This window comes from Carnobacterium divergens DSM 20623 (assembly GCF_000744255.1).
In the GTDB taxonomy this organism is placed as follows: domain Bacteria; phylum Bacillota; class Bacilli; order Lactobacillales; family Carnobacteriaceae; genus Carnobacterium; species Carnobacterium divergens.
The window spans coordinates 2,607,501-2,619,222 of record NZ_JQLO01000001.1 but is presented as its reverse complement, the minus strand read 5'-3'; the positions used below and the strand labels follow the sequence as shown (position 1 = coordinate 2,619,222).

Here is an 11,722-nt window from a genome sequence, read left to right as displayed (position 1 = left end):
TTTTTTCCATTGAAATCACATCTTTAGGGTCTTCCACTACTAAAACAATGCTACGATCTCTCGTTGTGTCTTGGCATATTTCACATGGATCGCCTTCCGTGATATTTCCGCAAATCGAACAATAATGCAAATCTCTTTTTGCACTAATCAACGCTTTAGCAAAATCCGTCACGTCTTCTTCCTTCATATCAATTGTAAAAAACGCTAATCTGGCAGCTGTTTTATGCACCAATTCCGGCAATTTCATGTAGCTATCAATTAATTTTGAAATTGGTTCTGGGTAATGCATTCTGCTCATCCTCACTGTTTTAAAAAAGTGGGACGCTTCAAACGCCCCACTTTTTTTATCGTTGATTTATAAACCTGGGATTCCTTTAGTAAATTTCCCCATTGTTGATTGTGTTTCAACTTCAATTTTTGCTAAATACATCGTTTGTTGCCATTAAAATTAAATCTTGCAACATTTCAATATCATCTGGATCTACCGCTTCTGGCTTGATAACAACGTCTTTCACTTTCTTGTCACCTGTCATCACGATGGATACCAAATCACCACTAAGCTACCCCGGTAAATTCTTTTTGGTTTAAAGCCTCTTGAGCTGATCCCATTTCTTTTTGCATTTTTTGCATTTGTTTCATCATACCTTGCATATTTCCCATTCCACGCATGTTGTCTACTTCCTTTCATTGGTTCGCTTTTTATTTAAACTAAATTAGTTAAAAATCTTAATCATTCAACACTTCAACCATTTCTTCTCCAAATAACTCAAGTGCTTCAGTGACGACTGTATTTTGATCGTCTGCAATTGGAGGTGCCACGAGGTCATCAAGACCGTCAAATGTTGGCGTTAGCGCTGGTGGTTCCTGAACGAGTTGTTGGTTCATCGCTTCAGAAGTAGGTTTCGGTGAACCCCCCGTGTGCTTCTTTTGGTTGTTCCGTTGGTTTTGATTTATTTTGACTCAAATACTCGCTACGAATCGTTGGCCATTGATCGCTTGGCACACAAATCATTCTTGGGGTATGTCCGATTAATCGGCGCATGTCTTCACTAACTGCTTCCATTAATTCTTGATCATCGGTTGCTTTCTGACATAAAATATCATATTCAAAAGAAACAATCAAGCCTGTTGGACTTGCTGCAACAGGTGTTGAGGCTTTCATCACCGCTCGTTGCGTCACTGAAAGCATATTTAATAAATCAGGCCACAGTTCTTTTAATTGCAATAAATTGTCTTTTGTCGCTTCTTTTAGAACTTGATAGATCCCTGTTGTATTTGGTTTAAATTGATTGTTCCCAGTTTTTTTGGTAACTCGTTGTTGTGGTTTTTTTGCAGCTCCACTTGCAACGATTCCATTCTCTTTTAGTTCTAAAAGCTGTTTTTTTAATTCGTTGATTTCAGCTTCTAAATGCCCTACATTTCCACTCGCTTCTTTTGTTTCAGGTATTTCCTGAGGTGCTGGCTGAATAGATTCCATCTTAGGCGCCACATTCACTCGCAACTGTGTCATTTTAACTGTTGCCACTTCCAAATAAATATCTGGGTGATTCGTAAAGCGCATTTCTGTTTGAGAGTCATTTAAAATTGTAATCATTTGATATAAAATACTCGCCGGAATCTTCCCGCTTAATTCCTTGAACGTCGTATCTGCACTCGCCTCTTCTAGTAAATCAATCATTTGTGGCGCTTGTTGATACACCAATAAATCACGACTGAATAAATCAAATCTTCGACAAAACGTGCAGAATCTTTGCCTTCAGCTAAAATACCTTGTAAAATTGCCAATCCTTTTTCAGTATCATTTGTTAAAATGGCCTCAAAATAAGTTAATAACAATTCTTGCGTGAGGCTTCCAGTGACACTCATTGCATTTTCCAACGTTACTTCCGTCTCACCATAGGAGATTACCTGGTCTAAAATGCTTAATGCATCACGCATTCCGCCTTCCGCTGAGCGCGCAATAACAGGCAAGGCACTTTCCTCAAATCCAATTTTTTCTTGCTCCAAAATATAAGCCATTCTTCCGCATATATCTTTCACTGAAATACGCTTAAAATCAAAGCGCTGCGTCCTCGAAATAATGGTTAACGGAATTTTATGAGGTTCGGTTGTTGCTAAAATAAAATAACATTCTTTGGTGGCTCTTCTAGTGTTTTCAATAAGGCATTAAACGCACCTGTTGAAAGCATATGAACCTCATCAATAATGTATACTTTATAATCAGCACTTGTTGGTGCATATTTGGCCTTATCTCGAATATCACGAATTTCCTCGACGCCATTGTTACTCGCCGCATCAATTTCAATGACATCATTTAATTGACCTTTCGTAATCGCCATACAAGTTTCACAGGTATTACATGGTTCACCGTCAACAATATGATGACAGTTAATTGCTTTTGCAAAAATCTTGGCAGCACTCGTCTTACCCGTTCCTCTTGGACCTGTAAATAGATAAGCATGACTTGTTTTATGTTGTATCAATGCATTACGCAGTGTTTGAGTAATCGCTAATTGTCCAGCAATATCTTGAAATCTTTGGGGACGCCAAACCCGATAAAGTGCTTGATAACTCATCTATTTCCCTCTTTCTGAACCGAAGATTTACTAATTTCTATTATACGTTAAAAAAGATAGGATTTCATTCATTTAAACTAAAAATTTGGTAAAATCTCCCATCATTTTCTTAAGCGTGAAAAAAAACTCTCAATACAAATTGTATTAAGAGTTTCTCACTATGTACTTACAGCACATGGCGAAGCATACTTAGTGCTGCTTCCTTCCAGATCTGACACGATTCATAAGTTCACCATTGCTATAAGGCCTTTCGGCAATCTTTATTTTACCTTATCTTTCCCCTAAAAGCTAGCTTTTTTTAGAAATTGTATCAATAAAGTTAAATTAACTTATTTTGCTCCGCACTTTTTCTTGCAAGCTTCTCTTCTTTTTTTCGTTGTCGCAGGGCTTTAAAAAACTCACTTAACAATTGACCACACTCTTCTGCTAAAATACCTGATTCAACTGCCACTTGGTGATTAAAGCGCTCGTCTGTCAGCAAATTATAAAGCGTCCCTGCCGTTCCCCCTTAGGATCTTCCGCACCATAATAAACCTCTTTAACTCGTGACATAATCATTGCTCCACTACACATTGGACAAGGTTCTAGCGTTACAAATAAGCTTGCTTCTTCTAAACGCCAACTGTCTAAAAGGTGATTTGCCTGGCGAATCGCAATCATTTCAGCATGAGTCGTAGCATCATTGGTCTCTTCTCGCATATTGTGACCACGAGCAATCACTTTGCCATCTAAAACCACAACAGCCCCAATAGGAACTTCTAATTTATCGCCAGCCTTTTGTGCTTCTTTTATTGCTTCCTTCATAAAAAATTCTTTTTCTTCTTGTGTATACATCTGCCAATTCCTTTGTTCGTTTTCTATATCCTATCATAGTTCGCTTATTTTCTATATCTAATTTTTCTAATCTGTGGGATTTTATTAAGTTCATTTTAAAATTGTGTTATACTAATGTAAGCAATTACAAGTTGATTCGAAAGGAGTTTTCCCCTTGGATTTTGAACGTTTACAAACCCTTTATCCAAATGCAACCCTAGTTGAAACTCCCAGTAATGAGAGTGGGATTCTGTGTCTACCCTATCATACTCAATGGATTAAAATCTCAACTAATGAACTTAAGCTATCTGAAATTCAATTATTACAAGCTCTTTTCCCAATAAAAAAAGAAACAAAAAAGGCCTTAAGTCATTCGATTTGGTACCAATTTCTATGGCAAGCTAAGCCGCTGCCGTCAACTAAAAAAGGCAATTATCGCGTGATTCAATTTACCCTCTCTCACCCACTTGATTCAGAGAATCAGTTTATGTGGCTAGAAACTTTTTCACAAGTTTTTCCTGCCTGTGAGGATTATTTTTTTATCAATCCGACTACTGGGATTCTTATTCAAGAAGAAACAAAAAACGACTTTACACTGGAAGAACTAAGCGGCGTTATTCAAGCTTTGGAAGATGATTTTTCGATAAAAGTATTTTGTTATATCGGCCATTTCTGGCAATTAACAACTGATTTCCCAAAGTTATTTCACGAAGAGCAGTCCATTTTTAATCAACAACAACAGACCACAAAAAATCCTGTTCTGTCTCTTCCCCAAATTGCTCTTGCTTACTACACAAAAACATCTACCGAAAAAAGTTTTTTGATGAAAAACTTGAAAGACAGTCTTTCCGAACAAGTCGATTGGCAAGAACTTGTCCAAATTCTTTGGGAAACACAAGGAAATCTTTCATTAGCAGCAAAAAAATTATACATTCATCGGAACACTTTACAATATCGAATTGATCGTTTTTTAGAGGCAACCTCATTTTCTTTAAAGGATCGAAATGATTTAACCTTGTGTTACTTACTTGTTCTTATTTAACTAAAAATCCCCATTCGTTCATCTAATGAACGAATGGGGATTTTATTGTTTATTTATCGAATTTTTCTTTGACTGTTTCAGTGTAACCATGTAACGTGTGTTTAAAATCTTCAGCCATATCTTTTACATTATCGCCATAAACGTTGATTTTACCTTTAAGATTTCCAATCTTGTCTACAATTTTTAACAGATTTGAGATTTCTTCATCTGATAATTGGTCCACAACAGATAACGCATCGTCATTGCCGTTTAATTTTTCTTTGATAAAGTCTTTAGCGCGTTTACGATTCATGTAACTTTCAATCTTTTGGAGTGCTTTTTCTGAAGAAGAAACAATAATGGTTCCTACTACTACTGTTGCGCCTAAGCCTATTAATAAACCTTTAGTTGAATTTTTCATATTCTTTCACGTCCCTTTTCTTAGATTGATATTTAGTATAATTTTAACATAGATCCTTACTTTTAACTAATGAAAGCCTTATTTTGAAACAGCTTTTATTTTTTTGATTTTTGGTTCTTTGACTTGAATCCGAATTTTCCCTTTAACCGCACCAATTGTTACTTCGTCTCCAATTTTAACCGTACCGTTTAATAATTCTTCACTTAGACGATCTTCAACTTCTTTTTGCAAGGCTCTTCTTAGTGGTCGTGCTCCATATTCTGGATCAAAACCTGCCTTAGCAATCACTTCATTGGCTGCAGGTGTGATTTTCACATGAATGTCTAACTCTTTTAGACGTTTGATAATCGTATTGCCCATTAGTTTCACAATTTCCGTTAATTCGTCTTTTTCTAATGAATGGAAGACAATCGTTTCATCAATTCGGTTGATAAATTCAGGTCTAAACGTATTTTTCAATTCTTCTAAAATTCGTTTTTCCATTGCTTTATGATCTTTCTTCTTATCCTTTGTACTAAACCCAACTGATTTTTCATCTCTTAAAGCTGTAGCACCTAAGTTTGAAGTCATAATCATAATGGTATTTTTAAAGTCCACCTTACGTCCTTTGGAATCTGTTAAATGACCATCATCTAAAACTTGTAACAAAATATTAAAGACATCCGGATGTGCTTTTTCTACCTCATCTAACAAAATAACAGAATAGGGTTTTTGGCGAATTTTTTCTGTTAATTGTCCGCCTTCATCGTAACCGACATATCCTGGTGGTGAACCAATTAAACGACTTGTACTGTATTTTTCCATATACTCAGACATATCCACGCGAATGAGTGCTTCCTCACTCCCAAACATAGCTTCACTCAAAGCTTTCGCTAATTCCGTCTTCCCGACACCTGTAGGGCCTAAGAACATAAATGAACCTATTGGTCTATTTGGATCTTTCAAACCACTTCTAGCGCGTCTCATAGCTCTTGAAACAGCACTAACCGCTTCTTTTTGACCTACAACTCGGCTGTGCAATACTTTTTCCAAATTTAGTAAACGGTCACTTTCTTTTTGTTCCATTTGTTGAACTGGGATCCCTGTCCACAATGAAACGACCTCTGCCACATCAATTGGTGTTACTTGTAATTTAGAAGAAGTTGTCTGTTTCCCTTCTTTGATAATTAAGTTTTCAATTTTTTTCTTTTGACGCATCTCTTTTGATCTAATTTTAGCAGCACTTTCAAAATCTTGCGTTTGAATGGCTTCTTCTTTCTCAGCCACTAATGCATCCAATTCAGCAATTGCTACTGCTACTGGCGTAGGTTTATCTGAAACATCTAAACGAACTTTGGCAGCCGATTCATCAATCAAATCAATCGCTTTATCTGGCAACTGTCTTGATGTGATATAACGCATTGAAAATTGAATCGCAGAATGGATTGCTTCATCCGTAATTTCTACACCATGATGCTCTTCATAACGAGATCTCAAACCAAGTAAAATTTCCTCTGCTTCTTCAGCCGTTGGTTCGTCTACTTGAATAGGTGCGAAACGACGTTCTAAAGCAGCATCTTTTTCAATATACTTTTGGTATTCATCCAAAGTCGTTGCACCAATCGTTTGTAATTCTCCCCTTGCAAGAGCGGGTTTTAAAATATTCGAAGCGTCAATTGCTCCTTCTGCTCCACCAGCCCCGATTAAGGTATGCAACTCATCGATAAAGAGAATCACTTCACCGTCTTGATAAATTTCTTCAATAACTTTTTTCATGCGGTCTTCAAATTCACCACGGTATTTAGTTCCCGCAACCATCGATCCCATATCTAACATCATTAATCGTTTTTTAGATAAGTCTTTTGGAACTTCACCATTAATAATTTTTTGTGCCAAACCTTCTGCTATTGCTGTTTTACCAACACCAGGCTCACCAATCAAGACAGGATTGTTCTTCGTTCTCCGACTCAACACTTGAATCAAACGATGTACTTCCTTTTGACGTCCCACAACAGGATCCATTTTTCCAGCTCTGGCTAGCGCAGTTAAATCTCGAGCCAAAGAATCTAACGTAGGCGTTCCACCAACTGATTGAGTTGCTGTAGTCTTACTACGCTTACTTTTGCTATCACTAACACCAATTTTTTTAAGTAGCAGCTGTCTTGTTTTATTTAAACTTACATCTAAATTACTTAATATTTTAGAAGATAAAATTTCTTCTTCGCGTAATAAGCCCAATAATAAATGTTCCGTTCCAACTAATGGTGCTCCTAAACGTCTAGCTTCATCTGTTGCAAAAGTAATAACTTGTTTAGCTCTAGGAGAGTAAGGTAAAATGACATTTTTAGAAATACTTCCCATTGTTCCATATCCAGTAAAATGTTCAATTTCTTCCCGAACATCCTGCTCGTTAACGGCAAATTGTCTTAGTGTTTTACCTGCCATGCCTTCTTGTTCAATCACTAGTGCTAATAAGATATGTTCTGTCCCAACTGAATGATGACGAAAACGTTTTGCTTCATCTTGTGCTAGAATTAAAACCATTTTAGCTTTCTCTGTAAATAATTCGTTCATTTTAACGCCTCCATCATTTATTCATATCTTAAATTGTCCACAAATGCGATCAAAATCTTTGCTCGTAAACTATTTTCATTTTTTTCACTACTAGCCAGAACATTTTTTTCCAGTGCAGAGAGCATTAAGGTAGCTTCTCTCTTAGTAATAACTTCATCTTCATATAATTTTTGAATAATTGAATAAGCATCTTTTTGGGAAATTTTCTCTCCAATTATTTGAATCATCGCATCTAGCATTTCTACTTTGTCTAATAACTTCACTTTAATAATTCTAATATAGCCACCACCGCCACGTTTACTTTCAACTAAATAACCTTGTTGAACAGTAAAACGAGTATTGATAACATAGTTAATTTGAGAAGGTACACAATTAAATTGATTAGCCATTTCACTACGTCTAATTTCAATTTGTTCATGAACACCTAAAACTTGTTTCAAATAGGCTTCAATGATATCTGACATATTTTGATTTTGCATAAGTCTCCTCCTTCTTAAACGGTTTAATAGATTTTGACTAATACTGACTTTAATTATACGAGAAAAATGTTCATTTGAAAAGCAAGTCTACTTATTTCAATAAAAAAATTCAGTTTATGTAAAATAAAAAAGATGAGTTATCCATATCTAGGATAACTCATCTTAACTTTGTCTTCATTATCGGGAAGACAGGATTCGAACCTGCGACCCCTTGGTCCCAAACCAAGTGCTCTACCAAGCTGAGCTACTTCCCGTTTTGAACTCGAAGATATGATCTTTATTTCTAAAGAATGCACCCAAGAGGGGTCGAACCTCTAACCGCCTGATTCGTAGTCAGGTACTCTATCCAGTTGAGCTATGGGTGCAAATGGTGCCGAGGGCCGGAATCGAACCGGCACGGTGATCACTCACCGCAGGATTTTAAGTCCTGTGCGTCTGCCAGTTCCGCCACCCCGGCATGGAATGTGGATCAGATTTTTCAATCTGGGCAATCTTATTATTAGTCTAACAAGCGGAAAACGGGGTTCGAACCCGCGACCCCCACCTTGGCAAGGTGGTGCTCTACCACTGAGCTATTTCCGCAAAATGGTGCCGGCTAAAGGAGTTGAACCCTCGACCCTCTGATTACAAATCAGATGCTCTACCAACTGAGCTAAGCCGGCTATATAAAATAAATGGTGCGGGTGAAGGGACTTGAACCCCCACGCCGTTAGGCGCTAGATCCTAAATCTAGTGCGTCTGCCAATTCCGCCACACCCGCAAAAGTATGGCATAACTACACATTTGAAATGCTTAGTTATGAGTCATGTAGGATTCGAACCTACGACCCTCTGATTAAAAGTCAGATGCTCTACCAACTGAGCTAATGACTCATGGTGGAGGTTAACGGGATCGAACCGCTGACCCTCTGCTTGTAAGGCAGATGCTCTCCCAGCTGAGCTAAACCTCCATATGAAATTTAAAATAAATAATCTGCGTGGCAACGTCCTACCCTCACAAGGGGAAACCCCTAACTACTATCGGCGCTGAGAAGCTTAACTTCTGTGTTCGGCATGGGAACAGGTGTATCCTTCTCGCTGTCGCCACCACACTTCTTATTTAGTTGAGACAACTTCGTTCTCTCAAAACTGGATATTGTAAGCACAATTTACTTTTTGATTCATGTGTTCCACCATTTATTTGGTTAAGTCCTCGACCGATTAGTATTGGTCCGCTCCATACATCGCTGTACTTCCACTTCCAACCTATCTACCTGATCATCTCTCAGGGGTCTTACTTGCCGAAGCAATGGGAAATCTCATCTCGAGGGGGGCTTCACGCTTAGATGCTTTCAGCGTTTATCCCTTCCACACATAGCTACCCAGCGATGCTCTTGGCAGAACAACTGGTACACCAGCGGTGTGTCCATCCCGGTCCTCTCGTACTAAGGACAGCTCCTCTCAAATTTCCTACGCCCGCGACGGATAGGGACCGAACTGTCTCACGACGTTCTGAACCCAGCTCGCGTACCGCTTTAATGGGCGAACAGCCCAACCCTTGGGACCGACTACAGCCCCAGGATGCGATGAGCCGACATCGAGGTGCCAAACCTCCCCGTCGATGTGGACTCTTGGGGGAGATAAGCCTGTTATCCCCAGGGTAGCTTTTATCCGTTGAGCGATGGCCCTTCCATGCGGAACCACCGGATCACTAAGCCCGACTTTCGTCCCTGCTCGACTTGTAGGTCTCGCAGTCAAGCTCCCTTCTGCCTTTACACTCTACGAATGATTTCCAACCATTCTGAGGGAACCTTTGGGCGCCTCCGTTACTCTTTAGGAGGCGACCGCCCCAGTCAAACTGCCCGTCTGACACTGTCTCCCACCACGATTAGTGGTGAGGGTTAGAGTGGTCATACAGCAAGGGTAGTATCCCACCAATGCCTCCACCGAGACTGGCGTCCCGGCTTCTATGGCTCCTACCTATCCTGTACAAGCTGTACAAACACTCAATATCAAACTGCAGTAAAGCTCCATGGGGTCTTTCCGTCCTGTCGCGGGTAACCTGCATCTTCACAGGTACTATAATTTCACCGAGTCTCTCGTTGAGACAGTGCCCAGATCGTTACGCCTTTCGTGCGGGTCGGAACTTACCCGACAAGGAATTTCGCTACCTTAGGACCGTTATAGTTACGGCCGCCGTTTACTGGGGCTTCAATTCTGAGCTTCGCCGAAGCTAACCCATCCTCTTAACCTTCCAGCACCGGGCAGGCGTCAGCCCCTATACGTCATCTTACGATTTTGCAGAGACCTGTGTTTTTGATAAACAGTCGCCTGGGCCTATTCACTGCGGCTGACCAATTGGTCAGCACCCCTTCTCCCGAAGTTACGGGGTCATTTTGCCGAGTTCCTTAACGAGAGTTCTCTCGCACACCTTAGGATACTCTCCTCGACTACCTGTGTCGGTTTGCGGTACGGGCAGATTGTTTCTAACTAGAAGCTTTTCTTGGCAGTGTGACATCAGGAACTTCGGTACTATTAGTTCCCTCCCCATCACAACTTGTCCTTATAGTAGCAAGCATTTAACTCACTTCAAGACTTATTGCTTAGACGCGCATATCCAACAGCGCGCATTCCTTAGCCTACTGCGTCCCTCCATTGTTCAAACAAAACAAACTGGTACAGGAATATCAACCTGTTGTCCATCGCCTACGCCTATCGGCCTCGGCTTAGGTCCCGACTAACCCTGGGAGGACGAGCCTTCCCCAGGAAACCTTAGTCATACGGTGGACGGGATTCTCACCCGTCTTTCGCTACTCATACCGGCATTCTCACTTCTAAGCGCTCCACTAGTCCTCACGATCTAGCTTCAACGCCCTTAGAACGCTCTCCTACCATAGAACCCTAAGGTTCTATCCACAGCTTCGGTGTACTGTTTAGCCCCGGTAAATTTTCGGCGCAGGGTCACTCGACTAGTGAGCTATTACGCACTCTTTAAATGATGGCTGCTTCTGAGCCAACATCCTAGTTGTCTAAGCAACCCCACATCCTTTTCCACTTAACAGTAACTTTGGGACCTTAGCTGGTGGTCTGGGCTGTTTCCCTTTCGACTACGGATCTTATCACTCGCAGTCTGACTCCCGGATATAAATCAATGGCATTCGGAGTTTATCTGAATTCGGTAACCCTAGAAGGGCCCCTAGTCCAAACAGTGGCTCTACCTCCATGATTCTTAATTCCGAGGCTAGCCCTAAAGCTATTTCGGAGAGAACCAGCTATCTCCAAGTTCGATTGGAATTTCTCCGCTACCCACACCTCATCCCCGCATTTTTCAACATACGTGGGTTCGGTCCTCCAGTGCGTATTACCGCACCTTCAACCTGGACATGGGTAGGTCACTTGGTTTCGGGTCTACGACCACATACTCATTCGCCCTATTCAGACTCGCTTTCGCTGCGGCTCCGTCTTATCAACTTAACCTCGCATGTAATCGTAACTCGCCGGTTCATTCTACAAAAGGCACGCTATCACCCATTAACGGGCTCTAACTATTTGTAAGCACACGGTTTCAGGTACTCTTTCACTCCCCTTCCGGGGTTCTTTTCACCTTTCCCTCACGGTACTGGTTCACTATCGGTCACTAGGGAGTATTTAGCCTTGCGGGATGGTCCCCGCGGATTCCGACGGAATTTCTCGTGTTCCGCCGTACTCAGGATACACAACAGAGTGAACTTTGTTTCAAATACGGGGCTTTTACCCTCTTCGGCGGACCTTTCCAAGTCGCTTCTTCTACAAAATTCATTTATGACTCTTAATGTCGTGTCCTACAACCCCAAAGAGCAAGCTCTTTGGTTTGGGCTCTTCCCGTTTCGCTCGCCGCTACT

At 40.5% G+C, this 11,722-nt stretch carries 4 protein-coding genes, 8 tRNA genes, 2 rRNA genes, 1 other RNA gene and 4 pseudogenes (1 of these 19 running past the window's edge); 1 reads left to right on the top strand and 18 read right to left on the bottom strand.

Going from position 1 to position 11,722, the window contains the following annotated elements; translation table 11 throughout:
• From BR52_RS12455 to tadA, 5 genes and pseudogenes are all read right to left on the bottom strand, one after another.
• Nucleotides 1–289: pseudogene (locus BR52_RS12455) on the bottom strand (recombination protein RecR); the annotation flags it as partial.
• Between the two features lie 66 nt (nucleotides 290–355).
• Nucleotides 356–669: pseudogene (locus BR52_RS12450) on the bottom strand (YbaB/EbfC family nucleoid-associated protein).
• Nucleotides 670–726: 57 nt separating this feature from the next.
• Nucleotides 727–2,576 (bottom strand): annotated as a pseudogene (dnaX, locus tag BR52_RS12445) (DNA polymerase III subunit gamma/tau).
• A 160-nt stretch (nucleotides 2,577–2,736) separates the two neighbouring features.
• Nucleotides 2,737–2,823: signal recognition particle sRNA small type (gene ffs, locus BR52_RS12815), an RNA gene on the bottom strand.
• A 72-nt stretch (nucleotides 2,824–2,895) separates the two neighbouring features.
• Nucleotides 2,896–3,410 (bottom strand): annotated as a pseudogene (gene tadA, locus BR52_RS12440) (tRNA adenosine(34) deaminase TadA).
• A 154-nt stretch (nucleotides 3,411–3,564) separates the two neighbouring features.
• On the opposite strand from tadA, the gene BR52_RS12435 reads away from it, so the two are divergent.
• Nucleotides 3,565–4,431, top strand: a complete 867-nt coding sequence (locus tag BR52_RS12435) for a helix-turn-helix domain-containing protein (RefSeq protein WP_034573291.1) — start codon at nucleotides 3,565–3,567, stop codon at nucleotides 4,429–4,431.
• Nucleotides 4,432–4,480: 49 nt separating this feature from the next.
• Here BR52_RS12435 and BR52_RS12430 read toward each other — a convergent pair whose 3' ends face one another.
• The 13 genes from BR52_RS12430 to BR52_RS12370 form a co-directional block, all read right to left on the bottom strand.
• Nucleotides 4,481–4,831, bottom strand: coding sequence for a hypothetical protein (locus BR52_RS12430; RefSeq protein ID WP_034573289.1), 351 nt, complete (start codon nucleotides 4,829–4,831; stop codon nucleotides 4,481–4,483).
• A gap of 78 nt (nucleotides 4,832–4,909) precedes the next feature.
• Nucleotides 4,910–7,384, bottom strand: a complete 2,475-nt coding sequence (locus tag BR52_RS12425; RefSeq protein WP_034573286.1) for an ATP-dependent Clp protease ATP-binding subunit — start codon at nucleotides 7,382–7,384, stop codon at nucleotides 4,910–4,912.
• A gap of 17 nt (nucleotides 7,385–7,401) precedes the next feature.
• A complete protein-coding gene (locus BR52_RS12420; protein WP_034573285.1) occupies nucleotides 7,402–7,863 on the bottom strand; it encodes a CtsR family transcriptional regulator in 462 nt (153 codons plus the stop codon).
• Between the two features lie 180 nt (nucleotides 7,864–8,043).
• Nucleotides 8,044–8,117, bottom strand: a tRNA-Pro gene (locus BR52_RS12415).
• A 37-nt stretch (nucleotides 8,118–8,154) separates the two neighbouring features.
• A tRNA-Arg gene (locus BR52_RS12410) sits at nucleotides 8,155–8,228 on the bottom strand.
• 3 nt (nucleotides 8,229–8,231) lie between these two features.
• Nucleotides 8,232–8,320, bottom strand: a tRNA-Leu gene (locus tag BR52_RS12405).
• A 53-nt stretch (nucleotides 8,321–8,373) separates the two neighbouring features.
• A tRNA-Gly gene (locus BR52_RS12400) sits at nucleotides 8,374–8,445 on the bottom strand.
• Nucleotides 8,446–8,449: 4 nt separating this feature from the next.
• Nucleotides 8,450–8,525, bottom strand: a tRNA-Thr gene (locus tag BR52_RS12395).
• Between the two features lie 13 nt (nucleotides 8,526–8,538).
• Nucleotides 8,539–8,623, bottom strand: a tRNA-Leu gene (locus BR52_RS12390).
• A gap of 39 nt (nucleotides 8,624–8,662) precedes the next feature.
• Nucleotides 8,663–8,735 (bottom strand) — tRNA-Lys (locus BR52_RS12385).
• Nucleotide 8,736: 1 nt separating this feature from the next.
• Nucleotides 8,737–8,812: transfer RNA gene (locus BR52_RS12380), tRNA-Val, on the bottom strand.
• Nucleotides 8,813–8,837: 25 nt separating this feature from the next.
• Nucleotides 8,838–8,953 (bottom strand): 5S ribosomal RNA (gene rrf, locus BR52_RS12375).
• Between the two features lie 89 nt (nucleotides 8,954–9,042).
• A 23S ribosomal RNA gene (locus BR52_RS12370) occupies nucleotides 9,043–11,722 on the bottom strand (it continues 242 nt past the right edge of the window).

Excerpts from the sequence above, each read along its gene's own strand:
- BR52_RS12420 (WP_034573285.1), bottom strand. The coding sequence starts at position 7,863 with ATGCAAAATCAAAATATGTCAGATATCATTGAAGCCTATTTGAAACAA.
- BR52_RS12430 (WP_034573289.1), bottom strand. The coding sequence starts at position 4,831 with ATGAAAAATTCAACTAAAGGTTTATTAATAGGCTTAGGCGCAACAGTA.
- BR52_RS12425 (WP_034573286.1), bottom strand. The coding sequence starts at position 7,384 with ATGAACGAATTATTTACAGAGAAAGCTAAAATGGTTTTAATTCTAGCA.